This is a genomic window from Serratia sp. DFXYC6, from assembly GCF_057196085.1.
Genome location: NZ_JBXUNV010000006.1, coordinates 30982 through 56072, shown reverse-complemented (window position 1 = coordinate 56072; position 25091 = coordinate 30982). Strand labels below are relative to the sequence as shown.

Annotated in this window: 26 protein-coding genes; 16 read left to right on the top strand and 10 right to left on the bottom strand. The window is 61.4% G+C overall.

Going from position 1 to position 25091, the window contains the following annotated elements; translation table 11 throughout:
* Positions 1-112 precede the first annotated feature (112 nt).
* From pilM to trpS, 12 genes are all read left to right on the top strand, one after another.
* Positions 113-946 carry a pilus assembly protein PilM gene (gene pilM, locus AC2CGQ_RS22740; protein ID WP_015379302.1) on the top strand — a complete coding sequence of 278 codons (834 nt, stop codon included), beginning with the start codon at positions 113-115 and terminating at the stop codon, positions 944-946.
* Positions 946-1485, top strand: coding sequence for a PilN domain-containing protein (locus tag AC2CGQ_RS22735; RefSeq protein WP_015379301.1), 540 nt, complete (start codon positions 946-948; stop codon positions 1483-1485). Before pilM ends, AC2CGQ_RS22735 begins: the two co-directional genes overlap by 1 nt.
* Complete coding sequence (locus AC2CGQ_RS22730; RefSeq protein WP_033631914.1) at positions 1478-1972, top strand: hypothetical protein; 495 nt, start codon at positions 1478-1480, stop codon at positions 1970-1972. Before AC2CGQ_RS22735 ends, AC2CGQ_RS22730 begins: the two co-directional genes overlap by 8 nt.
* The gene (locus AC2CGQ_RS22725; RefSeq protein ID WP_048326342.1) at positions 1965-2324 is read left to right on the top strand and encodes a HofP DNA utilization family protein; all 360 of its coding nucleotides are present in this window, start codon (positions 1965-1967) and stop codon (positions 2322-2324) included. The genes AC2CGQ_RS22730 and AC2CGQ_RS22725 overlap by 8 nt, the downstream gene beginning before the upstream one ends.
* Positions 2321-3565 (top strand): DNA uptake porin HofQ, encoded by a 1245-nt coding sequence (gene hofQ / locus AC2CGQ_RS22720; protein ID WP_166445465.1) that lies wholly within the window; start codon positions 2321-2323, stop codon positions 3563-3565. Before AC2CGQ_RS22725 ends, hofQ begins: the two co-directional genes overlap by 4 nt.
* A gap of 349 nt (positions 3566-3914) precedes the next feature.
* Positions 3915-4436: a shikimate kinase AroK gene (gene aroK, locus AC2CGQ_RS22715; protein WP_004391482.1), complete on the top strand. Its 522-nt coding sequence runs from the start codon at positions 3915-3917 to the stop codon at positions 4434-4436.
* A gap of 106 nt (positions 4437-4542) precedes the next feature.
* Positions 4543-5643 carry a 3-dehydroquinate synthase gene (gene aroB / locus AC2CGQ_RS22710; protein ID WP_166445464.1) on the top strand — a complete coding sequence of 367 codons (1101 nt, stop codon included), beginning with the start codon at positions 4543-4545 and terminating at the stop codon, positions 5641-5643.
* Positions 5644-5799: 156 nt separating this feature from the next.
* The gene (locus tag AC2CGQ_RS22705) at positions 5800-6813 is read left to right on the top strand and encodes an SPOR domain-containing protein (RefSeq protein WP_166445463.1); all 1014 of its coding nucleotides are present in this window, start codon (positions 5800-5802) and stop codon (positions 6811-6813) included.
* Positions 6814-6897: 84 nt separating this feature from the next.
* Complete coding sequence (gene dam / locus AC2CGQ_RS22700; protein WP_004930319.1) at positions 6898-7710, top strand: adenine-specific DNA-methyltransferase; 813 nt, start codon at positions 6898-6900, stop codon at positions 7708-7710.
* A 51-nt stretch (positions 7711-7761) separates the two neighbouring features.
* Positions 7762-8439 carry a ribulose-phosphate 3-epimerase gene (rpe, locus tag AC2CGQ_RS22695; RefSeq protein WP_004930320.1) on the top strand — a complete coding sequence of 226 codons (678 nt, stop codon included), beginning with the start codon at positions 7762-7764 and terminating at the stop codon, positions 8437-8439.
* The gene (locus AC2CGQ_RS22690; protein ID WP_075684669.1) at positions 8432-9130 is read left to right on the top strand and encodes a phosphoglycolate phosphatase; all 699 of its coding nucleotides are present in this window, start codon (positions 8432-8434) and stop codon (positions 9128-9130) included. The genes rpe and AC2CGQ_RS22690 overlap by 8 nt, the downstream gene beginning before the upstream one ends.
* A gap of 2 nt (positions 9131-9132) precedes the next feature.
* Entirely contained in the window at positions 9133-10140 is a 1008-nt protein-coding gene (gene trpS, locus AC2CGQ_RS22685) for a tryptophan--tRNA ligase (protein WP_004930324.1), read from the top strand.
* A 51-nt stretch (positions 10141-10191) separates the two neighbouring features.
* On the opposite strand, the gene cysG is transcribed toward trpS, so the two are convergent.
* Genes cysG through nirB form a run of 4 tightly spaced genes read right to left on the bottom strand, consistent with a single transcriptional unit; the run spans position 10192 to position 15335 of the window.
* A complete protein-coding gene (cysG, locus tag AC2CGQ_RS22680) occupies positions 10192-11595 on the bottom strand; it encodes a siroheme synthase CysG (protein ID WP_484593896.1) in 1404 nt (467 codons plus the stop codon).
* A 50-nt stretch (positions 11596-11645) separates the two neighbouring features.
* Positions 11646-12446, bottom strand: a complete 801-nt coding sequence (gene nirC / locus AC2CGQ_RS22675) for a nitrite transporter NirC (protein ID WP_021504771.1) — start codon at positions 12444-12446, stop codon at positions 11646-11648.
* A 16-nt stretch (positions 12447-12462) separates the two neighbouring features.
* On the bottom strand, positions 12463-12789 hold the full coding sequence (nirD, locus tag AC2CGQ_RS22670; RefSeq protein WP_015379293.1) for a nitrite reductase small subunit NirD: 327 nt from the start codon (positions 12787-12789) through the stop codon (positions 12463-12465).
* Positions 12786-15335, bottom strand: a complete 2550-nt coding sequence (gene nirB, locus AC2CGQ_RS22665) for a nitrite reductase large subunit NirB (protein WP_031300063.1) — start codon at positions 15333-15335, stop codon at positions 12786-12788. Before nirB ends, nirD begins: the two co-directional genes overlap by 4 nt.
* A gap of 303 nt (positions 15336-15638) precedes the next feature.
* Here nirB and AC2CGQ_RS22660 point away from each other — a divergent pair, with 303 nt between their 5' ends.
* On the top strand, positions 15639-16907 hold the full coding sequence (locus tag AC2CGQ_RS22660; protein WP_484593914.1) for a cytosine deaminase: 1269 nt from the start codon (positions 15639-15641) through the stop codon (positions 16905-16907).
* A 54-nt stretch (positions 16908-16961) separates the two neighbouring features.
* On the opposite strand, the gene tsgA is transcribed toward AC2CGQ_RS22660, so the two are convergent.
* From tsgA to AC2CGQ_RS22640, 4 genes are all read right to left on the bottom strand, one after another.
* Entirely contained in the window at positions 16962-18146 is a 1185-nt protein-coding gene (tsgA, locus tag AC2CGQ_RS22655; protein ID WP_004930336.1) for an MFS transporter TsgA, read from the bottom strand.
* 191 nt (positions 18147-18337) lie between these two features.
* Positions 18338-19318, bottom strand: coding sequence for a LacI family DNA-binding transcriptional regulator (locus tag AC2CGQ_RS22650; RefSeq protein WP_076741268.1), 981 nt, complete (start codon positions 19316-19318; stop codon positions 18338-18340).
* A 72-nt stretch (positions 19319-19390) separates the two neighbouring features.
* A complete protein-coding gene (locus AC2CGQ_RS22645) occupies positions 19391-20698 on the bottom strand; it encodes a 6-phospho-beta-glucosidase (RefSeq protein ID WP_075684673.1) in 1308 nt (435 codons plus the stop codon).
* Positions 20695-21033, bottom strand: coding sequence for a PTS lactose/cellobiose transporter subunit IIA (locus tag AC2CGQ_RS22640; RefSeq protein WP_004930342.1), 339 nt, complete (start codon positions 21031-21033; stop codon positions 20695-20697). Before AC2CGQ_RS22640 ends, AC2CGQ_RS22645 begins: the two co-directional genes overlap by 4 nt.
* Before the next feature lie 353 nt (positions 21034-21386).
* On the opposite strand from AC2CGQ_RS22640, the gene ppiA reads away from it, so the two are divergent.
* The 3 genes from ppiA (at position 21387) to btsR (ending at position 24522) form a co-directional block, all read left to right on the top strand.
* Positions 21387-21956: a peptidylprolyl isomerase A gene (gene ppiA, locus AC2CGQ_RS22635; RefSeq protein WP_015379288.1), complete on the top strand. Its 570-nt coding sequence runs from the start codon at positions 21387-21389 to the stop codon at positions 21954-21956.
* Between the two features lie 155 nt (positions 21957-22111).
* A complete protein-coding gene (locus AC2CGQ_RS22630) occupies positions 22112-23797 on the top strand; it encodes a sensor histidine kinase (protein WP_004930349.1) in 1686 nt (561 codons plus the stop codon).
* A complete protein-coding gene (gene btsR, locus AC2CGQ_RS22625) occupies positions 23797-24522 on the top strand; it encodes a two-component system response regulator BtsR (RefSeq protein WP_004930351.1) in 726 nt (241 codons plus the stop codon). Before AC2CGQ_RS22630 ends, btsR begins: the two co-directional genes overlap by 1 nt.
* On the opposite strand, the gene AC2CGQ_RS22620 is transcribed toward btsR, so the two are convergent.
* Together AC2CGQ_RS22620 and AC2CGQ_RS22615 are read right to left on the bottom strand one after the other, a co-directional pair.
* Positions 24523-24801, bottom strand: coding sequence for a type II toxin-antitoxin system RelE/ParE family toxin (locus AC2CGQ_RS22620; protein ID WP_015379287.1), 279 nt, complete (start codon positions 24799-24801; stop codon positions 24523-24525).
* A 17-nt stretch (positions 24802-24818) separates the two neighbouring features.
* The gene (locus AC2CGQ_RS22615; protein WP_004930356.1) at positions 24819-25088 is read right to left on the bottom strand and encodes a hypothetical protein; all 270 of its coding nucleotides are present in this window, start codon (positions 25086-25088) and stop codon (positions 24819-24821) included.
* Positions 25089-25091 lie beyond the last annotated feature (3 nt).

Genomic DNA, 25091 nt, shown 5'->3' with positions numbered 1-25091 from the left:
CCCATTTCTAAGTCATTTGGGCAGTTTATAAACAACCGCGCGGTAGTATAAAGGCAAGCCTGCGACATGGATATGTTCTTTTATCATCTGATGTTATGGAGGCTTGCGAAACATGTTCCCTCAAGCATGGCAGGTGGGGCTGGATATACAAATCGACTGCGTGCGGGCGGTGGCGGCCCAACGGCGCCGCAACGGCTGGCAGTTGCGCCACTGGTGGCAGCAGGCGCTGCCGCAGGCGGTTTTACGCGATGGCTGTCTGGAACCTTCCGAATTTCTTATCCGGGCGCTGCGGCAATGGCGCGTCCAACTGCCGCGACATATTTCCTTACGCATTGCCCTGCCGGCGCAGCGCGTGTTGCAGCAACGCATGGCGCAGCCGGACGCGCGGCTGCGCGAGCCGGAACGCAGCGACTATATCGGCGGCCACGGTGTGAAGCAGTTTCCGCTCGATGGCCAGACGCTGGCGCTCGACTATCGCACCGCGCCGGCGGATGAGGCGGCGCTGTTGCTGACCGCCGCGCGGCGGCAGGAGCTGCAGCAGTGGCTGCATTGTCTGCGTCAGGCTGGCCTGCATCCGCAAGCGGTCGATATCACCCCCTGCGCGCTGCGGATGATGGCGACGGCGGCAGGCGTGCCGCCCGCTGCGGGGCTGATGCACCGTCTCGAACGAGAATGGCTGTGGGTGGCGCCGGCCGACGGCGCGTTCGCCTTTGGTCTGGCGCCGGGCGACGATGACGCGCAGGCGCTGCGGGTGCTTCAAGCCCAGATGCCGGCGGGCGACGATCGGCCGATCTATGCCGGCAGCGTGCTGGCAGGTGCCTTGCCCGCCGGTTGCCTTGCCTGGTCGCCGCTCAGCGCCTTCACGCAGCTGCGTCCGCCGTTGCCTGCGCATCCTTCGGCGTTCGCGTTGGCCGGTGGCCTGGCGCTGCGCGAGGAGGATCGCTGATGTATCAGGTCAACTTTCTGCCCTGGCGACAACGCCGCGAGCGGCGACGCGGCTATTTCTGGTTGGGCGTGCTGCTGTTGCAGCTAACGGCACTGCTGCTGACGCTGTTCCTGGTCGCCGGCCAGTTGCGTCACCAACAGGCGCAGCGGCAGGCGCGGCTGGCGATGCTGGGTGAAGAGCTGGCGGCACTGACGTTGCTCGCCCGTCAGCAACAGCAAGAGCGGGCGCAGCGGGCGCTGCAGCGCGCCCGCGCCGAACGGCAGGCGAGCAATGCCCAACATAACCGGCGTTATTTTCAGCTGCTGCAGCAATTGTCCTCCAGCATTCCTCCACCGCTGTGGCTCACGGCGATGGAGAGTGATGCGGTGAACGGCCTGCGGCTGCGTGGATTGAGCCGCTCTCCTGCGGCCATCACGCAGTTCGAACGGCGGCTGGCGGGGATGCCTGCGTTGCCGCGGTTGCGTTTGGCTGAGGTGGCGCAACGCGACGACGGCCTGTACACCTTTCATCTGGCGGCGCAGTGGGGGCGTGATGGATAACCGTTTGTCCTCCGGGCTGCGCCTCTGGCTGAGCTTGCCGGGCTGGCTATTACTGCTGTCGCAAGGGTTGGGTATCGGCACGTTGGCGCTGTTGGGCGGCGGCTGGATGCTGCAAGACGAATGGCGTCAGCGGGAAAGCGCGGCGGAGCGGCAACAGCGTCTGTTGCAACAGATCGCCATGGTGCAACGCCAACTGGACGAGGTGCCGGAAACCGCTATCCCGGCGGCGCCGCTACCTCCGTCCACCACCGGCGATCTGGCGAGCGTGCTGCAACGGGCGGGAGGCGCGTTGTTGCGCTGGCAGCGGCAGGAAAAACCGCCGCGGCAAACGCTGAGCTTGCGCATTGACTACGCCGGTTTGCTGGCGCTGCTGGAGACGCTGCCCACCGATGTACGCCTTGAGCAGCTGAGCGTGGAGACGCCGTCCCTTGGCATGACGGCGCGGTTGGTTTTGCAGGATGCCACCGAGGATCAGCCCAATGAGTAAAAGACCCTGCCGTTGGTGGTGGTTGCTATGGCCATGGGCATTGTGCGCTGAGCCGCGCGACCCGTTTGCGCCGCTGCCGATGCCTGCTTGTGCCCAAACGGAGGCGTCGCCGGCGGGCTGGCGACTGAAAGGCGTCATCGGGCAACCGACGCTGCGCTATGGCTGGGTGGTGACGCCGGCGGGGCAATGGTTGCGCCTGCGGCCGCAGCAACGGGTGCTGGCCGAGCGCTGGCAGGTGACGCAGGTGCAGGCGCGTAGCCTGACGTTAAAGGCGCTGATGGCCGAACCAGATTGCCCGGCGAGCCAGGGCGACGTCTCGCTCATGATGGACAACAAGGATGGCAAACCATGAAAGGATGTGTTGGATTGGGCTTGGCGCTGTGGTGTCTGGCGCTCGGCAGCGCGCAGGCGCAGGATAAGCAGCGGGTTTCCCTGGAATTTCAGGATGCGCCGGTCACGGTCATCCTGCAGGCGTTGGCGGATTATCGGCAGATGAACCTGATCGCCGCGCCCGGCGTGAGCGGCAACCTGACGCTGCGGCTGGAGAATGTGCCCTGGCCGCAGGCGCTGGCGTTGACCCTGCGCATGGGCAAACTGGCGATGACGCGGGAAGGCAACGTGATACTGATCTCGCCGGAGCCGGACGCACAGGAAAAAAGGCAGCAGCGAGAGGCGTTGGCGCAGCGGCAACCGCTGCACAGCCTGACCTTGACGTTACAGAACGGCGATGCGGCGGAAATTGCCGAAAGCCTCAACGCCCAACGTGGCGCGTTGCTGAGCGAGCGTGGCAGCGTGTTGGCGGATAAACGCACCAATACGCTGCTGCTGCGCGACACCGCGCCAATCCTGACGCAGTTGAAAAAGCGGGTAACGGAAATGGACGCGCCGCTGGCGCAGGTGCAACTGGCGGCGCATATCGTGACCATCAACCGCGAAAGCCTGCGTGAGCTTGGCGTGCGTTGGGGGTTGGCGCCCGACGACAGGCCGGCGCGGCCGTTGCGGCCGGGCAATGTCGGTGTCAACCTGCCGCTGGAGCGCAGCGCGGTGAACGCCGGTTTCCATCTGGCGCGCATCAGCGGGCGTTTGCTGAGCCTGGAGCTGACGGCGCTGGAGCAGGAGAATCAGGTGGAGATCATCGCCAGTCCACGCCTGCTGACGGCGCACCTGCAAACCGCCAGTATCAAGCAGGGAACCGAGATCCCTTACGAAGTGTCAAGCGGCGCCAGCGGTGCGACTGCCATCGAGTTCAAAGAGGCGGTGCTGGGCATGGAGGTGACACCGAAAGTGTTGCCGGACGGGCGCATCACGCTGACGCTGCACATCAGCCAAAATATGCCGGGGCGCGCCATCAGCCGCGGGGCGGGTGAGGCACTGACCATCGATAAACAGGAGATTAAGACGCAGATCACGGTGAAAAACGGTGAAACCCTGGTGCTCGGCGGTATTTTTCAACGGCATAGCGGCAAGACGGCGGACAAGGTGCCGGGGTTGGGGGATGTGCCGTTATTGGGAGGCTTGTTCCGACAAAGCGGCGCACAACAGAAAAAACGCGAGCTGGTGATCTTCATTACGCCGACCCTGATTAAGGGATAAGCGGCGGCCTGTCGGCCGGGCGGCAAATCTCCTAAAGTTGATGAGCAGATACACTTTTTTATCTCCTTGGGGGGATCTGCGTTTGACGCTGCGGCCGATTTAGCTTACAAGGGTTACCGAATTGAGCACCGAGGTTTTTTGTTAGCGTCAAGACGCCGTTAAAAACATATGGTTTCCCTCCCGCGGCGTGGATTGCGATTTATTCGGTTGCCAAACTACCAAGAGTGTTGAGATAATTTTTCGTCTGATCTCGCACTATCGCTCATGAGGTTTCAGTTTAGGTCCCGCCGCTGATTTGATTGGCGGGGCGGGTTAACATTAACGAATTGTCTTAGTAATACCGAAAAACATGGCAGAGAAACGCAATATCTTTCTGGTTGGGCCTATGGGTGCCGGCAAAAGCACTATTGGCCGTCAGTTAGCTCAGCAACTCAATATGGAGTTCTTCGACTCCGATCAAGAAATTGAGCGACGTACCGGAGCTGACGTGGGCTGGGTATTCGACGTGGAAGGGGAAGAAGGTTTCCGCGATCGTGAAGAAAAAGTCATTAATGAACTGACGGAAAAACAAGGGATTGTGTTGGCGACCGGCGGCGGTTCGGTGAAGTCGCGCGAAACGCGCAACCGTCTGTCCGCGCGCGGTGTGGTGGTCTATCTGGAAACCACGATCGAGAAGCAGCTTGCTCGTACCCAGCGTGATAAAAAACGCCCGCTGCTGCAGGTCGATTCTCCGCCGCGTGAAGTGCTGGAAGCCTTGGCGAAAGAGCGCAATCCGTTGTATGAAGAGATTGCCGATGTCACCATCCGCACCGACGATCAGAGCGCTAAAGTGGTTGCCAACCAGATCATCAACATGCTGGAAAGCAACTGATTGCCGCTTTCCGCGTTCGCCGTCGGCCAATGCGGAAAACTGATTTGTGTTCCCCGCCGCAGCGGGGATCAACCACCGCCGCACCATACAGAGAACTGAGCGCGACATGGAGAGAATTACTGTAACGCTTGGGGAGCGCAGCTACCCGATTACCATCGCCGCCGGATTGTTTAACGATCCGGCTTCTTTTATGCCGTTGAAGGCGGGTGAGCAAGCGATGTTGGTCACCAACCAGACCCTGGCGCCGCTTTATCTGGAGCGTGTCCGGCAGGTGTTGGAGCAGGGCGGCGTCGTGGTGGATCAGGTGATCCTTCCCGATGGTGAGCAGTACAAATCTCTGGCGGTGTTGGAGCAGGTGTTTTCGGCGCTGCTGGAAAAACCGCACGGGCGCGATACCACGCTGATCGCCCTCGGCGGCGGCGTTGTCGGCGATCTGACCGGCTTTGCCGCCGCGTGCTACCAACGCGGCGTGCGCTTTATTCAGGTTCCCACCACGCTGTTGTCGCAGGTGGACTCTTCCGTGGGCGGCAAGACCGCCGTCAACCACCCGCTCGGCAAAAACATGATCGGCGCTTTCTATCAACCCGCTGCGGTGGTGGTTGATCTGGATTGCCTGAAAACCTTGCCGGCGCGTGAACTCTCTTCCGGCCTGGCAGAAGTCATCAAATACGGGATCATCCTCGATCGCGAGTTCTTCGTCTGGTTGGAAAACAACATCGATGCGCTGATGGCGCTGGATATGCAGGCGTTAGCCTACTGTATCCGCCGCTGCTGTGAGCTCAAGGCCGAGGTGGTGGCCGCCGACGAACGCGAAAGCGGCCTGCGCGCCTTGCTGAATCTGGGCCATACTTACGGCCACGCCATCGAAGCCGAAATGGGCTACGGCGTATGGCTGCACGGCGAAGCGGTGGCTGCGGGCATGGTGATGGCGGCGGAAACCGCGCACCGTCTCGGCCAGTTCTCCGTTGAAGATATCGAACGCATCAAAACGCTGCTGCTGCGCGCCGGCTTGCCGGTCTGCGGGCCGCAGGAAATGACGCCGGCATCCTATCTGCCGCACATGCTGCGCGACAAGAAAGTGCTGGCGGGTGAACTGCGCCTGGTGCTGCCGACCGCGATCGGTGCGGCGGAAGTGCGCGGAGGCGTAGGGCATGAGCTGGTGTTGGCGTCGATCGCCGCCTGCCTGCCTGAGCAGACGCGTAATTAAATCGGACTAAGTAACAGTGGCTTAGCCGCCATTTGCATCTATATTAATACAGTGAGCAGAGCACGACGGGTGTCGCTTTGCCATCATCGGGTTAATCTGCCCGTGCCACGGTAGGTCTACGGTGGTGGGCTTTTGCCTCTAGTTGGAGGGTTTCAGATGGACGAGTTTAAACCGGAAGACGATCTCAGACCTGATAGCAGCGATCGTCGCCCTACGCGCTCGCGCAAGCCGGCCGCCGCGCCGCGCTTCGCCGTTTCACGCCAACATTTGATGATTGGCATCGGCATTTTGGTGCTGCTGCTGCTGATTATCGGCATCGGTTCCGCCCTGAAGGCGCCGACCAAACATGAAGCGGCTCAGGAGAACGGCGCGCAAAACGGCGGAGCCCGCGATATCAACCTGTCCGGTTCTTCGTCGCTGACTACCGCCAACAACGGCGTGCCGGGCGGTACCACGGATACCCACGATAACAACGGCGTGAGCGCGACTCAGCCGCAGCAACCGCAGAACGTCAGCGTTCCGCCGATCTCCGGCACGCCGACCGAAGCGCAAACGCAGCCTCAGCAGGGCGGTGCGCAGCAGCGCGTCGATTTGCCGGGCAACATGGCGGATGCGTTGTCGCAGCAGCAGGGGCAGGTGGATGCGGCGACCCAAGGCATGACCGGCGCAGCGTCGACGTTGCCGACCGCACCGGCGACGGTGATGAGCGGTGCCGCAGCGCGCGAAGCGACGCGTCCTGTGCAGGGAAGCGCGCCGCAACAGCATAAAACGCCGGCGAAAACTGCCGCCGCCAAACCGACCGCAACGCAGCATAAATCACCGACCACGGTGTATACGCCGCCGGCCAAGCCGTCTTCCACCGCGAAAGCGGGAGCGGTCGCCAGCAGCGGCAGCTCTGTGCAGTCTGCGCCGGGCAGCCACTATACCTTGCAGCTGAGCAGCGCTTCGCGTTCCGATACGCTGAACGCCTACGCCAAACAGCAGAAGCTGCAGAATTACCTGGTGTACGCCACCAAGCGTGACGGCAAGCCGTGGTACGTACTGGTGAGCGGCAACTATGCTTCTTCCGCAGAAGCGAAGCGCGCCATTGCTTCGTTGCCGGCGGATGTGCAGGCGAAAAAACCGTGGGTCCGACCTGTACACCAAGTGCAGCAAGATCTTAAAAAATAAATCATTTAAATTTGTGCGCTGATGTGCTGTCTGAAACAGAGTACAATCCGCCGCTCTGAATTGTATAAGTAGCTAATTGACGGCATGAAGAAAAACCGCGCTTTTTTAAAATGGGCTGGTGGAAAATACCCGCTGGTAGATGAGATTCGTCGCCATCTGCCGGCGGGAGACTGCTTAATCGAGCCCTTCGTGGGTGCGGGATCCGTCTTTCTGAATACGGATTACGACGCCTACATTCTCGCCGACATCAATAGCGATCTTATCAACCTGTATAACATCGTTAAGCTGCGCACGGATGACTTCGTGCGCGATGCCCGCACGCTTTTCGCCGATGAATTCAATAACTCGGATCAGTTTTACCTGCTGCGAGAAGAGTTCAATACTAGCACCGAGCCTTACCGCCGGGCGCTGCTGTTCCTGTACCTGAACCGTCACTGCTATAACGGCCTGTGCCGCTATAACCTGCGCGGCGAGTTTAACGTGCCGTTCGGCCGGTACAAGAAACCGTACTTCCCGGAAGAAGAGCTCTACTGGTTTGCCGAAAAATCGCGCAATGCCACTTTTGTCTGCGAGCATTACCGCGATACCATGGCGAAGGCCGTGGCCGGTGCCGTGGTGTATTGCGATCCGCCTTACGCGCCGCTGTCGGCGACGGCGAATTTCACCGCTTACCACACCAACAGCTTCAGCATCGCCGATCAGCAGAGTTTGGCGCATCTGGCGCACCAGCTCTCGGTAGAGAGCCAGGTACCGGTATTGATCTCCAATCACGATACCGAGCTGACGCGCGACTGGTACCAGCATGCTGCGCTGTATGTGGTGAAAGCGCGCCGCACGATCAGCCGCAATATTCTCGGCCGCAGCAAAGTGAACGAGCTTTTGGCGCTGTATCGCTAAGCCGGGGGCACCCCGGCGCATAACAACTCGACCCTACGTTTGGAGAAGCGGATGAAAAAGTTTTTGATTGCCCCGTCCATTCTGTCGGCAGATTTTGCCCGGTTAGGTGAAGATACCGCTAACGTGCTGGCCGCAGGCGGCGACGTGGTGCACTTCGACGTCATGGACAACCACTACGTGCCCAATCTGACCATCGGTCCGATGGTGTGCGAAGCGCTGCGCAACTACGGCATTACCGCGCCGATTGACGTGCATCTGATGGTCAAGCCGGTAGATCGCATCGTGCCAGATTTCGCCAAGGCCGGCGCGTCTTATATCTCTTTCCACCCCGAAGCTTCCGAACATGTCGATCGCACCATTCAGCTGATCAAAGAGCACGGTTGTAAGGCCGGCCTGGTGTTCAACCCGGCGACGCCGCTAAGCTACCTCGATTACGTGATGGATAAAATTGACGTGATCCTGCTGATGTCGGTCAACCCGGGCTTCGGCGGCCAGTCGTTTATCCACGGCACTCTGGACAAGCTGCGCCAGGTACGCAAACTGATCGACGACAGCGGTCGCGATATCCGCCTGGAAGTCGACGGCGGGGTGAAAGTGGATAACATCGCCGAAATCGCCGCCGCAGGCGCTGATATGTTCGTCGCCGGTTCCGCCATCTTTGGCCAGCCGGACTACCGCAAGGTGATTGACGAAATGCGCAGCGAGCTGGCGAAGGTTACCCATGGCTGATTTCGGCGCGATCCGCGCATTGGCCTTCGATCTGGACGGCACGCTGGTCGACAGCGCGCCGGGTCTGGCGGCCGCCATCGATATGGCGCTGGAAGAGATGGGCCTGCCGCAAGCGGGTGAGGAGCGGGTTGGCACCTGGATCGGCAACGGCGCCGACGTGCTGGTGCAGCGCGCGCTGCGTTGGGCGGAGGCGGAAGGCACGCCGGAGCAGTGCAGCCGGCTGCGTGAACGCTTCGACCATTTCTACGCGCAGACCGTCGACAGCGGCAGCCGTCTGTTCCCACAGGTGCAAGAGACGCTGGCCCGCCTGGCCGCGCACGGTTACCCGATGGCGCTGGTGACCAACAAGCCGACGCCGTTCGTGGCGCCGCTGCTGGCAGCGTTGGGCATTGGCGACTATTTCTCGCTGGTGATCGGCGGCGACGACGTGACGGAAAAGAAACCGCACCCGGCGCCGTTGTACCTGGTGCTCGGCAAGCTTGGCCTGCGCGCGCATGAACTGCTGTTCGTCGGCGACTCACGCAACGATATTCAAGCCGCGCAGGGCGCCGGTTGCCCGAGCGTCGGCTTTACCTACGGTTATAACTACGGTGAATCGATCGCCCTGAGCCACCCCGATCGGGTGTTGGAGCGCTTCGCCGATTTGTTGCCCGCTCTTGGGCTGTCATCTTTAGAGAATCAGGAAATTTAAACATGAGTAAGCCCATCGTATTTAGCGGCGCGCAGCCGTCCGGCGAACTGACCATCGGCAACTACATGGGTGCGCTGCGTCAGTGGGTGCAGATGCAGGACGACTACGACTGCATCTACTGCATCGTCGATCTGCATGCCATCACCGTGCGCCAGGACGCCGAGAAGCTGCGCAAGGCCACGCTGGATACGCTGGCGCTGTATCTGGCCTGCGGCATCGATCCGGAAAAAAGCACCATCTTCGTGCAGTCGCATGTGCCTGAGCACACGCAGCTGAGCTGGGTGCTGAACTGTTACACCTATTTCGGCGAACTGAGCCGCATGACGCAGTTCAAGGACAAATCCGCGCGCTACGCGGAGAACATCAACGCCGGGCTGTTCAGCTATCCGGTGCTGATGGCGGCGGACATCCTGCTGTATCAAACCAATCAGGTGCCGGTGGGCGAAGATCAGAAACAGCACCTGGAGCTGAGCCGCGACGTGGGCCAGCGTTTCAACGCGCTGTACGGCGACGTGTTCAAAGTGCCGGAGCCGTTTATTCCTAAATCCGGCGCGCGCGTGATGTCGCTGCAGGAGCCGACCAAGAAGATGTCCAAGTCGGACGACAACCGCAACAACGTGATCGGCCTGCTGGAAGATCCGAAAGCGGTGACCAAGAAGATCAAACGCGCAATGACCGACTCGGAAGAGCCGCCTGTCGTGCGTTACGACGTGGTCAACAAGGCGGGCGTCTCCAACCTGCTGGATATCCTCGCCGGCGTGACCGGCAAGAGCATTGCGCAGTTGGAAGCCGAGTTTGAAGGCCAGATGTACGGCCACCTGAAAGGCGCGGTGGCGGAAGCCGTCTCCGGCATGCTGGCTGAGCTGCAGGAGCGCTACCACCGCTTCCGCAACGACGAAGCCTATCTGCAGCAGGTGATGCGCGACGGCGCCGCCAAGGCCCGTGCACGCGCGCAGGAAACCCTGGCGAAGGTCTACCAGGCCGTCGGTTTCGTACCGCCGCAGGCGTAACGCCGGCGCAAATAAAAAAAGCGGCCTAAGGCCGCTTTTTTTACGTCGGTATTACGCCATTTGCGCCAGGCTGGCGGGCGATTCCTCGCTGGCGAACCAATTGAGCTTGCTGCGCAGGCTGACCACGCTGCCGACGATGATCAGGCTGGGGCTGGCGGCCTGCAGGGACAAGGCGCCCAGTTGGTGGAGCTCGCCTTCGATCACCCGCTGGCGGCAAGAGGTGCCGTTTTCCACCAGCGCCACCGGCGTGGCGGCCGGCAGTCCGTTCGCGATCAGCCGGCGCTGGATTTCCGCCGCTTGCGACAGCCCCATATAGAACACCAGCGTCTGTTGCCCGGCGGCCAGCGTCGCCCAGTCCAATCCACCGTCGGCCTTGGCGTGGCCGGTCACCAGGCGGACGCTCTGCGCATGGTCGCGGTGGGTGAGCGGGATGCCGCTGTAGGCGGAACAGCCGGAGGCGGCGGTAATGCCCGGCACCACCGAGAACGGCATGTTGGCGTCCGCCAGCGTCTCCAGCTCTTCGCCGCCGCGGCCGAAGATAAAGGGATCGCCGCCCTTCAGCCGTACCACGCGTTTGCCTTGCAGCGCCTGCTGCAGCAGAATTTGGTTGATCTGTTCCTGTGGCACGCAGTGGTGCCCGGCGCGTTTGCCGACGAAGATGCGCTCGGCGTCGCGGCGCGCCAGCGCCATGATCTCTTCGGAGACCAGCCGGTCGTAAACCACCACGTCGGCCTGTTGGATCTGTTGCAGCCCTTTCAGCGTCAGCAAACCGGCATCGCCCGGCCCGGCGCCCACCAGCACCACTTCACCGCGATCTGCCGGCTGTTCGCTGAACAGCTGTTCGAGCTGGCGTTCGGCCAGCGCGGCGTCGCCGTTGGCCAGCGATTGCGCCAGCCGATCGTGAGCGAACAACCGTTCCCAGAAGCGACGGCGTGCGCCGAGGCCGCTGAAGCGTTGTTTTACCCGCTGCCGCAGCGAGCCGCCCAGCTGGGCCAGCTTGCCGAGGTGTTGCGGCAGCATCGCTTCCAGCTTCTCGCGCAGCAGCCGCGCCAACACCGGCGCTTTGCCGCCGGAGGACACCGCCACCATGATCGGCGAACGGTCGATAATCGACGGCATGATAAAGCTGGCGCGTTTCGGGTCGTCGACCACGTTGCAGAACACCCGCTGCTGGTTGGCGCATTGGTACACCCGCGCGTTGACCTCCAGCCGGTCAGTGGCGGCGATCACCAGCCATTTTTCCGCCAACAGGCTCGGGCTGAATTCGCCCTCGGCCAGCGTCACCAGGCCTTCTTCCGCCCATTGGCGGAACTGCGGGGTGAAGTCCAGGGCGTTGACGGTCAGCGCCGCGCCGGCGTCCAGCAGCAGGCGCGCTTTGCGTTCGGCGATTTCGCCGCCGCCGACCAGCAGGCAGGCTTTGTGTTGCAGTTGGCAGAAAATCGGCAGGTAATCCATCGGCACTCCTCGGGGTCATCAGGGTGGGGGCGAAAGGCGCCCCCGAAAACTCAGGCGGTCTGACGTGCGGCGGCTTTCGCCGCCTGCGGGCGTTCGGCGCGCGGCGTGGCGTACCAATACCCCAGGCCCATCAGCACCGAGCCGGACAGGATGTTGCCCAGCGTCACCCACAGCAGGTTGTGGCCGATGCCGGCGAGGGTGTAGGCCTCGCTGTGGTTGCCGAACCAGGAGAGGGCGAACAGCGTCATGTTGGCGACGGAGTGTTCGTAACCCGAAGCGATAAAGGCCAGCAGGCACCACCAAATGGCGATGAACCTGGCGGCGCCTTCAACGCGGATCGCCATCCAAATAGCCAGACAAACCAGCCAGTTGCACAGCACGCCCTTGAAGAACAGCACTTCGGCCGGCGCGGTGGTTTTCGCCAGCGCGGCGCTGTGCACCAGGCTGGTATCCACCGGCAGCAGGCTGCCGCCGCCGTAGTAATACATCAGCGCCACCAGCACCGAGCCGAGCAGGTTGCCGAGCCAGGTTTGCGGCAGCACCGCCCACATCTGGCTCTGGCGGATGGTGCCGGCTTTGACGCCGAGCGTCAGGAACATCGTATGGCCGGTGAACAGCTCGGAACCGGCGATGATCACCAGCGTCAGCGCGATGCCGAAGGTGGCGCCCATCACCAGCGGCCGTATGCTTGGGTCGACCAGGTTGCCGAGGGTGAAGATCAGGATGATGCCGAGGCCGACGTAGGCGCCCGCCATCGCCGAACTGATCCAAAAGCCGAGCGGGCTCTCCTTCGCCAGGCGGACGATGCGCGCCGCGTTGGCGGCGCATTTGTTGATCGTATCGGTAAACATGTTGCCTCCCGAAAGGTTATGCCGCGACTTGCACGATGCCGTCGACCACCCGGCTGGTGAAGCTGGCGACGGAACGACTGTCATCTTCCAGACAGTGACCGTCGTACAGGCGGAAACGCTGTTTCTTCAGCGGGCTGGCGACCCACAATTCGCCCTGATGCTCGGCGATGAGGCCGCGCGACAGCACGCTGGCCTGGGCGAACGGATCGATATTGCTGATGGCGAACACCTGTTCGTCGGCATAGGGGCGGAACACCGCCACCTGCCGATCGCCGATCAGGGCGCACACGCCGGTGCCGGGCAGAATGTCGGCGACGGGACAAACGGTAATCCACTGGCTCATGCGTGACTCTCCTCGGTATCGATCAGGGTGACGGGAATGCGCTCGTCCGGGCGCGCCGGGCGGTGCTGGTCGCGTTCGGCCACCACCTGCACGTTCGGATCGCGCAGCGGGCTGTTGATGAAGTGGGCGAAGCGCAGCTGCGTTTCCGGGTGCTCGACGGTCTCTTTCCATTCGCAGACCACCGCGTCGCGCAGGCGGGCGATCTCGGCTTCCAACTGCGCGTTGATGCCGAGCTTGTCGTCGACGATCACTTTGCGCAGGTAATCGATGCCGCCTTCCAGGCTCTCCAGCCACACCGAGGTGCGCTGCAGCTTATCGGCGGTGCGGATATAGAACATCATGAAGCGGTCTAGGTAACGCACCAGGGTCTCGCGATCGAGATCGGCGGCCAGCAGATCGGCGTGGCGCGGTTTCATGCCGCCGTTGCCGCAGACATACAGGTTCCAGCCGTTCTCGGTGGCGATGATGCCGACGTCCTTACCCTGTGCTTCAGCGCATTCACGGGTGCAGCCCGAGACGCCGAACTTCATTTTGTGCGGGGTGCGGATGCCTTTGTAACGGTGCTCCAGCGTGACGCCGAAGCCGACGCTGTCGCCGACGCCATAGCGGCACCAGGTGCTGCCGACGCAGGTTTTCGCCATGCGCAGCGCCTTGGCGTATGCGTGGCCGGTTTCAAAGCCGGCGGCGAGCAGCTTGCGCCAGATGGCCGGCAGGTCGTCTTTCTGCGCGCCGAACATGCCGATGCGCTGCGAACCGGTCATTTTGGTGTAGAGGTTGTACTCCTTGGCGATTTGGCCGATGGCCAGCAGGCCGTCCGGGGTGATTTCGCCGCCGGCGGAGCGCGGGATCACCGAGTAGGTGCCGTCTTTCTGGATATTGCCGAGGAAGTTGTCGTTGGTATCCTGCAGCGGCGTATGCTGCGGCTTGAGGATGTACTCGTTCCAGCAAGAAGCCAGCAACGAGCCGACGGTTGGCTTACAGACTTCGCAGCCGTAGCCTTTGCCGTATTTGGTCAGCAGCGCCTCGAACGACTTGATGCCTTCGACGCGGATCAGGTGGAACAGCTCCTGGCGCGAATAGGCGAAGTGTTCGCACAGGTGATGGTTGACCTCGATGCCTTGCTTGCTCAGCTCGGCGTTCAGTACCTGGGTGAGCAGCGGGATGCAGCCGCCGCAACCGGTGCCGGCCTTGGTTTCGGCCTTCAGCGCCGCCACGGTGTGGCAGCCTTTGTTGACCGCCTGGATGATGTCGCCTTTGCTGACGTCGAAGCAGGAGCAGATCTGCGCGCTTTCCGGCAGCGAATCCACGCCGATGGCCGGTTTGCTGCCCGCATGGGCCGGCAGGATCAGGCCGTCCGGGTTTTCCGGCAGTTCGATGCCGTTCAGCGCCAGCTGCAGCAGGTTGCCATAATCGCTGGTGTCGCCCACCAGCACCGCGCCGAGCAGGGTTTTGTTGTCGGCGCTGACGATGAGGCGTTTGTAGACTTCTTTGCTCTCATCCAGATAGACGTAGCTGCGGGCGCCCTCGGTGCGGCCGTGGGCATCGCCGATGCCGCCGACGTCTACGCCCAGCAGCTTCAACTTGGCGCTCATGTCGGCGCCCTGGAAGCCGTTTTCGCGGCCCAGCAGGTGATCGGCGGCCACCTGCGCCATTTTGTAACCCGGCGCCACCAGGCCGAAGGTGCGATCGCGCCAGGCGGCGCACTCCCCGATGGCGTACACGTCCGGATCAGACGTCTGGCAGCTGTCGTTGATGGCGATGCCGCCGCGGCGGCCAATCTCCAGCCCGCATTGGCGCGCCAGCTTGTCCTGGGCGCGGATGCCGGTGGAGAACACGATGAAATCCACCTCCAGCAGGCTGCCGTCGGCGAAATGCAGGGTTTTGCGCGCCGTGCCGCCGCCGTTGACGATCTCCTGGGTGTTTTTGCCGGTGTGCACCTTGACGCCCATGCGCTCGATCTTGCGGCGCAGCTGGTCACCGCCCATCGGGTCGAGCTGTTCGGCCATCAGCACCGGAGCGAACTCGATCACGTGCGTTTCCACCCCCAGGCTTTTCAGCGCGCCGGCGGCTTCCAGCCCCAGCAGCCCGCCGCCGACTACCGCGCCGCGCTTGCTGCGGCGCGCGCAGGCTTCGATGGCGTTCAGGTCTTCGATGGTGCGGTAAACGAAGCAGTCCTGGCTATCCGAGCCTTTAATCGGCGGGATCCACGGGTAAGAGCCGGTGGCCATGATCAGCTTGTCGTAATAGACGGTGCGGCCGGTGTTGGAGTGGATGACCTTCTCGTCGCGATTGATGGTGATAGCGCGCTCGCCGATCAGCACCTTCACGCCGTGTTTTTCGTAAAAGCCTTCGCGCACCAGCGACAGCTCTTCGGCGGTGTGGTGCGAGAAGTAGGAGGAAAGGTGCACGCGATCGTAAGCGATGCGCGGCTCTTCGCAAAATACGGTGATGTCGAATTGGTCTTTGTCTGCTTTATCCAACAGATCTTCGATGAACCGGTGGCCGACCATGCCATTGCCGACGACGGCAAGTTTGACTCTGCTCATTATTGCCTCAAAATTCGGGTTTCCTAGGCTTACCTTATCTCTCCCGAGGGGCAATTTATTGATGCAAATCAATCACACTCTTATATACCTCTAACGTGGTATATGGATGATTTTTCACGTTTTTTGATAAGTTGCGGATTTTATTCACCTTTAGCTGAAGCGAGTCAGTTTGCATGCAAATTACCCCGCAGGGAGTAAACGCAGGGGGTAGGCATGAAACGGTGACTTTGTCAGCGCGATCCGCTGCCAGTATGATGAAGAAAACCAGCGCAACGGCAGAGGTGAAGGGTGGCGAAACGTCCATTGAAGTTTATCGATAACCTGCGTTTAAGCGGGCATGAAGGGTTGTGGCAACTGGCGATCGAGCAGGGGCGCATCGCGCATCTGGTTCCGCAACCGGAAGGGCTGGAGTGGCGCAGCGACGTGTTGGATGCGCAGGGCGGGCTGGCGCTGCCGGCGTTCGTCGAACCGCATATTCACCTGGATACCACGCAAACCGCCGGTCAGCCGGCCTGGAACCAGTCCGGCACGCTGTTCGAGGGCATTGAGCGCTGGGCCGAACGCAAGGCGCTGTTGACCCATGAAGACGTCAAACAGCGCGCCTGGCAAACGCTCAAGTGGCAGATCGCCAACGGCGTGCAGTATGTGCGCACCCACGTCGACGTTTCCGATCCCACGCTGACCGCGCTGCGCGCTATGCTGGAGGTGAAACGGGAGGTGGCGCCCTGGGTAACGCTGCAGATCGTCGCCTTCCCGCAGGAGGGGATCCTCTCTTATCCCAACGGCGAAGCGCTGCTTGAAGAGGCGCTGCGGCTGGGGGCCGACGTGGTGGGCGCCATTCCGCATTTCGAATTCACCCGCGAATACGGCGTGGAGTCGCTGCATAAGGCGTTCGCACTGGCGCAAAAATACGATCGGCTGGTGGACGTGCACTGCGACGAGATAGACGACGAGCAATCGCGCTTCGTCGAAACCGTGGCGGCGCTGGCGCTGAAGCTGGAGATGGGGGCGAAAGTCACCGCCAGCCACACCACGGCGATGCACTCTTACAACGGAGCTTACGCCTCGCGGCTGTTCCGCCTGCTGAAAATGTCCGGCATCAACTTTGTCGCCAATCCGCTGGTGAACATTCACCTACAGGGGCGTTTCGACAGCTATCCGAAACGGCGCGGCGTGACCCGGGTGAAGGAGAAGCTGGAGGCGGAGATCAACGTCTGCTTCGGCCACGACGACGTGTTCGATCCCTGGTATCCGCTCGGCACCGCCAACATGCTGCAGGTGCTGCATATGGGGCTGCACGTGTGCCAGCTGATGGGCTATGGCCAAATCGACGACGGGCTGAAGCTGATCACCAGCCACAGTGCGCGCACCCTTAACCTCAGCGACTATGGCCTGGCGGCCGGCAACAGCGCCAACCTGGTGATCCTGCCGGCGGAAAGCGGTTTCGACGCGGTGCGCCGCCAGACGCCGGTGCGTTATTCGATTCGCCAGGGGGCGGTGATCGCCGAAACGCGGCCGGCGGAAACCACGCTGCATTTGCAGCAGGATGAGACGGTAGATTTTCGGCGCTAAGGCGCAAAAAAAGGGCGCCTTGCGGGCGCCCTTGATGTATTTGATGCGAAGAAATCAGTGCGTCACGTGACCGTGGCTGCGGTGCTTGGTCACGAAGCCCAGCAGCAGACACATCACGAATACCGCCAGGTACAGGCCGTTGGCGGTGGTCAGCGCCGCGTGCGCGCCGCCTTTCGCCACGATCGGGCCGGTGACCACGAAGGTCAGCATGGTGCCGATGGTGCCGCAGGTCAGGATAAAGTTGACCAGCTTCGGCGAGGAGACCTTGGTCTGCAGCGAGCCGAGGGTGATCAGCGTGGTGTAGATGGCGCTGGAAACGAAGCCCAGAGCCATGATGTAGTAGCCCAGGTGTTCCGGATTGTCGGTGCTGACGAACAGGTACATCGCGCCGGTAGCCAGCGCGGCCAGTACGGTAACGATGCGCTGCAGATCGAAGAAGCGCAGGATGAAGCTGAACACCCACATGCCGACCATGTAAGAGGTCCAGAAGTCGCTCACCAGTTTACCGGCCTGGCCGATGTCCATGTTGAACGACTTGGTGGCGTACTCAGGCACCCACTGAATGAAGCCCAGCTGGCCGAGGATGTAGCACAGCGCGGCGATCGACAGGAACAGCACGCCGATGCCCCATTTTTCTTTCTCGACCGGTTGACCGGCATCGGCGCCTTTCTTGCCCAGCACCGGGAATTCGGAGCACAGGGTCAGCACGAAGATCGCCACGTACAGCAGGCCGATGCAGGCGTAAACCCAGTACCAGCCGATATGGCGAGCCAGCAGCATCGCGGCGACGATCGGGAAGATCATCCCGGCCATGCTGAAGAAGGAATCGGTGAACAACAGGCGCGAACCGCGCTGGCGGCCGGCATACATGTGGGTGATCAGGAAGGTGCCGATCGACATGGTGATACCGCTAACCACGCCAAGGATAAACATGCACAGCGAGAACATGGTCAGGCTCTTGCCGAGCATCAGCCCCGCCACCGCCAGCACCATCAGGACAAAGCCGAAGATCAGCTGACGCTTCAGCGGGATGATTTCCATCAGCCAGGCATTGAGGAAGATCGAAATCAAAATACCGGCGTTGAGGAAAGTAAAGGTGTTACTCATGCTGGAAACCGGCAGATTAAAGTACTCTGCAATGTTTCCCATCACCATCCCTGTGACGATCACTAAAGCACCGGTCAGCGCGTACGAAAAGAAGCTGATCCAGGTAAGCCGTATGCGGTTACTGTCATTCATTGTATAGGCCTGAATATGTCTGTTAGAGGTTTTAACGCTGGCATAAGGCCGCTGGCTTTTCCTGGCAAACGCAGAAAAAAGTCCCGATCAGGCCACCAGGGGGCGGATCCTAGCACAGACAACGGGATTTTTTGTGATGGTTGTCGATTTTTTGATGCAACCTATGAAGGGAGGGTACGCATTATTGTGATCTATTTGCGTACCGTCACAATGGAATCACGGTTGACGATCGTCGGCTCAAATGGGTGCGCCGGGGTGGTGGGGTCGATCAGCCTGCGCGCCGCGTATTGGGCCATCTCGCTGATGGGAAAATGTACGCTGCTCAACGCCGGGCGTACAAAAGGCGCGCGTTCGCCGCTGTCGTAACAGATCAAGGAGATATCCTGCGGCACCCGCAGGCGGTGCTCGTTGATCGCCAGCAGCGCGCCGATCGCCATCTCTTCGTTGCAGCAGTAGATGGCGCTGGGCCGTGCGGCTTGCTGCAGCAGGCGATCGGCGCAGCGGTAACCGCTTTCCAGATCGTAAACGCCCTCCAGACAGGCCACCGGCTCGATATTCGCCGCCTGCATCGCCTCTTCAAACCCTTGCAACCGCAGGCGGCTCGACGGGCGCTCGCGCGGCCCGCTGATGCAGGCGATGCGCCGGTGCCCGGCATCGAGCAGTTGCTGGGTCGCCATGCGGCTGGCGAGCGGATGATCGAAGGTGACGCAGCGGTCTTCCAGCCCCGGCACCAGACGATCGAGCAACACGAAATGACGTTGCTCCGCCGCCAGCTGGCGCAGCCGATCGTCGCTGAGAAAACGCACGTGCAGGATCACGCCGTCGCAGCGCAGGCTGAACAGCCGCTGCACCGCCTGCCATTCGTTTTCGGCGCTGTTGCGGCCCTGGGTCACTAGCAGCTGCTTGCCGTGGGATTCGGCCTCGGTTTGCACGAAGTCCATCAGCGCGCCGAAGAAGCCGCCGCGATACGACGTGGTCACCAGCCCGAGGGTATTACTGTGGCTGGAGGCGAGCGCGCGGGCCGCCGGATTGGGGGTGTAACCGAGCTGGGCGACGGCGCGTTCAACCTTCTCGCGGGTCGGCGCCTTGACGTTGCTGTCGCCGTTCACTACCCGCGATACGGTGGCGCGCGATACGCCCGCCAGCGCCGCGACATCTTCCAGTGTCACCATCGTCCAACTCCTGATTACGGCTAAAAAAATGGGTTCGGCGCGCCGAACCCCTGTCATACCGCGCGCAGGCGCTTACCTGAACTGCGGCAAATACGGCGCGTTTATCGTCAACACCTCGTCCAGCAACGGCTGCGCCAGATTGGCATTGCCCACCAGCGGGTTGGCGATCAGCGCCAGCAAGCCGCTGCGGCGATCGCCGTGCACCGCGGCCTCGATGGTCAGGCGTTCGTAGGCTTTCACCTGCTGCGTCAGCGCCTGCATCGGCTCCGACAGCGGGCCGAACGTCAGCGGATGCGCGCCTTGGGCATCGACGATACAGTTGATTTCTATCACAGCATCGTCCGGCAGGCCATGGATTGCGCCGCGGTTTGCGGTGTTGACCACTAATTGCGTGCCGAGATTATTATGGATAGCACGAATCAGCTCCAGCGCAACCTCGGAATAGAAAGAACCGCCGCGGAAGCTGAGCTGTTCCGGCTTACTGTTCAACTGCGGATCGGCATACAGCTCGAACAGCTCTTTCTCCACCTGCATCACCTGTTCGGCGCGGGTGCCGCGCTCGCCGGCGGCGGCCATCTCTTCCGCCAGCATCTCACGGGTCTGGTAAAAATAGCGGTGGTACGGGCATGGGATCGCGCCGAGCGCGCGCAGGAAGTCCGGCTGCCAGGGCTCTTCCTTGATGTTGTTCATGGTCAGCGCCGCGCCGTCGCACAGCATGTCGATCACCTTGGCGGTGACGTCGCGCCCCTGCTGCGTGACCTGATGCACCCAGACCATGTGGTTCAGGCCGGCGAACTGCAGCTGCACGTCGGCGTAAGGCGCCTGCAGCATGTTGGCGATCATGTGATGCATGCTGATCGGCACGTTGCACAGGCCGATGATCTTCGCTTTGGTAAAGCGAGACACCGCCTCGGTGACGATACCGGCCGGGTTGGTGAAGTTGATTATCCAGGCGTCCGGCGCCAGCTTTTCCACCCGGCGGGCAATATCCAGCATCACCGGAATGGTGCGCAGCGCTTTGGCGAAGCCGCCGACGCCGGTGGTCTCCTGGCCGAGCAGCTGGTATTTGAGGCCCAGCCGTTCGTCGGCGGCGCGCGCCGGCAGTTGCCCGACGCGGAACTGGGTCAGCACGAAAGCGGCGCCGCGAATCGCCTCGTCCAGCGTGAAGTGCACGCTGACCTTCACCTGTTCCAGCCCGTGGCGCGCCAGCATGCGGCGCGTCAGGGCGGCGATGGTTTCCACTTTTTGCCGGCCTGGCTCAACGTCCACCAGCGCCAGTTCGGTGACCGGCAGCTCCTCGATGCGCTGGATCAGCCCATCGACCAGCTCGGGAGTGTAGCTGCTGCCGCCGCCGATCACGGCGATTTTGAGCGTGCTCATGGGCGGCCCTCCGTCAGCGACTGACGGCGATAGAGCTCGATCATGTCGTCGGCCAGATCCTGGATCACCATGGCGTTCATCAGATGATCCTGCGCATGCACGGTGATCAGATTGATCGCCAGCTTGCCGCAGCCTTCGTCCAGGCCGATCAGCTCGGTCTGGATCAGGTGCGCTTTCTTCACCCACTCTTTGGATTCGGCCATGTGTTTGGCCGCGGCGGCGAAGTCGCCGGCGCGCGCTTGTCGCAACGCCATCAACGCATTGCTGCGCGCGCTGCCGGAGAACACCAGCAGTTCCATGATGGTGCTTTCAAACTCGGGGCTGACTTCAGTCATCAATTCACTCACGTCATTTCTCCAGGGGTTGCGCGGCGATGCCGCCGTGGGATGCTTCAATATCCGTTCTTTTTATAATGAGAGCGCTCTCATTTATATAGAGTAACGACAATGCGTGTGCAAACTGGGAGGCAGATCGCAAAAACCGCCCCAGGGCGGCACGGGGCAAAAAATGCGTGATGCGGTTGGCAAAAAAGCCTTCTGCGCCCATACTTTCCGCAGCAAAATTCAGGGCCGCCTAGGATATGTCCCGTAATTGGGTAAATATAGGTAAATGGCTGGCACTTGCCGATACAGCTCTTTAGAATCAAAGCGCTTTTCCGTTGTTTGTCTCTCAGAGAAAGGACCCGTTAATGTTCAAACGTACTTTAGTGACCTTCGTCGCGCTGTGTTCCCTGTCCGCAGTGGCACCAGCCGCACTCGCCGCCGGTGAGACCCATGTCATGCTGACGACCTCGGCGGGGAATATCGAATTGGCGCTCGACAGCCAGAAGGCACCGGTTTCCACCCAGAACTTCGTCGATTACGTGAACAGCGGGTACTACAACAACACCATTTTCCACCGTGTGATCCCGGGCTTCATGATCCAGGGCGGCGGTTTCACCGCTGACATGCAGCAAAAATCCACCAAGGCGCCGATCAAGAACGAAGCCGACAACGGCCTGCGCAACCTGCGCGGCACCATCTCGATGGCGCGCACCGCCGACAAGGACAGCGCCACCAGCCAGTTCTTCCTGAACGTGGCGGATAACGCCTTCCTGGATCACGGCCAGCGCGACTTCGGCTACGCGGTGTTCGGCAAAGTGGTGAAAGGCATGGATGTGGTGGACAAGATCGCTCAGGTGCCGACCGGCAACGTCGGCCCTTACCAGAATGTGCCGACCAAGCCGGTGGTGATTCTGTCGGCCAAGGTGCTGCCGTAAATTTTTTGGCCGATCCCGCCGGGGTCGGCCGTCCTTCCTCCCGAAGCCTTGCCTTCATCACTGTTTTCTCCCGCGCCCCATGCTCTAATCGGCAGACAATAACCAGACCGGAAATCCGGCGTTCGCCCTTTGTTGTCTCTGGATGAGTTGCTGCCATGTATGAATTTAACCAGGTGCTGTTGCTGTTGCAGCAGATGTGCGTCTATCTCGTTATCGCCTATCTGCTGAGCAAAACCCCGCTGTTCATTCCGCTGATGCAGGTGACCATTCGCTTGCCGCACAAGCTGCTGTGCTACGTGATCTTCTCGGTGTTCTGCATCATGGGCACCTATTTCGGGCTGCATATTCAGGATTCGATCGCCAACACCCGAGCGATAGGCGCGGTTCTGGGCGGGCTGCTGGGCGGGCCGTCGGTGGGCTTTCTGGTCGGGCTGACCGGCGGCCTGCACCGGTATACGCTCGGCGGCATGACCGACGTGGCCTGCGCGATCTCCACGGTGTCCGAAGGGCTGGTCGGCGGCATCGTACACAGCATCGCCATGCGCCGGGGGCGCATCGAGCTGCTGTTCAATCCGCTGTTCGTCGGCGGCGTGGCGCTGGTGGCGGAAGTGCTGCAGATGGCGATCATTCTGGCGGTGGCGCGCCCTTATAACGAGGCGTTGCAGCTGGTGGAACACATCGCGCTGCCGATGATGATCGCCAATACCGTCGGCGCGGCGATGTTTATGCAAATCCTGCTGGACAGGCGCGCCATGTTCGAGAAATACACCAGCGCTTTCTCTTCCAAGGCGCTGAAAATCGCCGAGCGCACCGAGGGCATCCTGCGGCAGGGCTTCGATCAGGAAAACAGCATGAAGGTCGCCCGGGTGATTTATCAGGAGCTAGGCATCGGCGCGGTGGCGATCACCGATCGCGACAAGCTGTTGGCGTTTATCGGCATTGGTGACGATCACCACCTGCCGGGCACGCCGATCGCCTCGGTGCATTCGCACCGCGCCATCGACAACAACGAGGTGGTCTATGCCGACGGCAATCAGCTCTCTTACTGCTGCTCGATCAATCCGGCCTGCAAGCTGGGATCGACGCTGGTGATCCCGCTGCGCGGCGAAAACCAGCGGGTCATCGGCACCATCAAGCTGTATGAACCGAAAAGCCAGCTGTTCAGCACCATCAACCGTACGCTGGGCGAAGGCATCGCCAGCCTGCTGTCGGCGCAGATCATGGCCGGACAGTACGAGCGCCACAAGCAGCTGCTGGCGCAGTCGGAGATCAAGCTGCTGCATGCGCAGGTCAATCCGCATTTCCTGTTCAATGCCTTGAATACCCTGGTGGCGGTGATCCGTCGCGATGGCGAGCGCGCCTGCGATCTGGTGCAGTCCCTCTCGACCTTCTTTCGTAAAAACCTCAAGCGCTCGGATGACGAAGTCAGCCTGGCGGACGAAATTGAACATGTGAACGCCTACCTGCAGATAGAGAAAGCGCGCTTCGCCGATCGGCTGGAGATTGCGGTATCGCTGCCCGAGGCGCTGCTGGCGGCGCGGCTGCCGGCGTTTTCGCTGCAGCCGATCGTCGAGAATGCCATCAAGCACGGCACCTCGCATCTGTTGGGCGTAGGCCGCATCGAAATCGGCGCCTGCTGCGAAGGCGAGCATCTGCTGCTGCAGGTGACGGACAACGCCGGGCTGTTCCAGCCGAAACCGAACTGCAGCGGTCTGGGGATGAACCTGGTGGATAAACGCATTCGCGTGCGCTACGGCGAAGGCTATGGCGTGCAGGTGGATTGCCGGCCGGACGCCTACACCCGCATTACGCTTAATGTCCCTATGGAGAGGGCAGCCTGATGTTAAACGCACTGATTGTTGACGATGAACCTTCCGCGCGCGACAACCTGCGCCACCTGCTGGAAGCTGAAGCGGGGATCTCGATTATCGGCGAGTGCGCCAACGCCATCGAAGCCATCAGCCAGATCCATCGGCTGCAGCCGGACGTGGTGTTTCTCGATATCCAGATGCCACGCATCAGCGGGCTGGAAATGGTCGGCATGCTGGATCCCAACCGTATGCCGCACATCGTGTTTCTGACCGCCTACGACGAATACGCGGTGCAGGCATTTGAGGAGCACGCCTTCGACTATCTGCTGAAGCCGGCGGAGCCGACGCGGTTGAGCAAGACGCTGCAACGCCTGCGGCAGCGCAGTGCGCCGCAAGACGTGACGGCGCTGGATGAGAGCGCCGGCTACCTGAAATACATTCCCTGCACCGGCCACAGCCGCATCTATCTGCTGCGGTTCGATGAAGTGCTGGCGATCCGTTCCAAGCTGAGCGGGGTATTCGTGGTGCGCAGCGACGGCATGGAGTGTTTCACCGAATTGACGCTGCGCACGCTGGAAAGCCGTACGCCGCTGGTGCGCTGCCATCGGCAGTATCTGGTCAACCTGGAGCAGGTGCGCGAGATCCGCTTCGAAGAGGGCGGTGCGGCAGAGATGATCATGTCGGCAGGCGATCCGGTGCCGGTCAGCCGGCGCTATTTGAAGGCGCTGAAGGAGCAACTGGGGCTGCGGGGGTGACTATGCCGGCGGCCACCGGCGGCGAGTATGCACGATGGCCAATATGATGACGCGTTGAGCCGCCAATTCATAGACCAACAGATAGGACGGGGAGATGACCAGCTCGCGCGTGCCGGCTATCCGACCCGTTTTCCCGCTGGTGGGATGATGCACGAGGCGTGCCGCCGCGTCAGCGATTTTTGCATCATTTTCTGCGGCGGCGGCCGGATTTTTAAGTTCCAACCATTCATAAATCGCCAGACGATCGGCGATGGCGGGTACCGTCCATGTCAGTTTCACAAAAGTCCTTTTGTGTTTTATTGCGTTGATTTAGCTCTGCGTTCGGCGAAATAAGCAGCCACCTCTTCATCGTCGGCGAACTTGCCTTCACGCAACGCCTTGCGGCTCACCTCGACCTTTTCCTTTAACCACTGGTCGTACTCTTCCTGCTGCGCCTGGCGGCTGACAAACTCGCGCATGAAATCGCGCAGCAGTTGCGAAGCCGTGCGATCGGCGGCCTTTGCCGCGCTGGCGAAAGCGGTTTTTAACTCGTCATCCACGCGGATTACCACGGTAGATTCAGACATGGT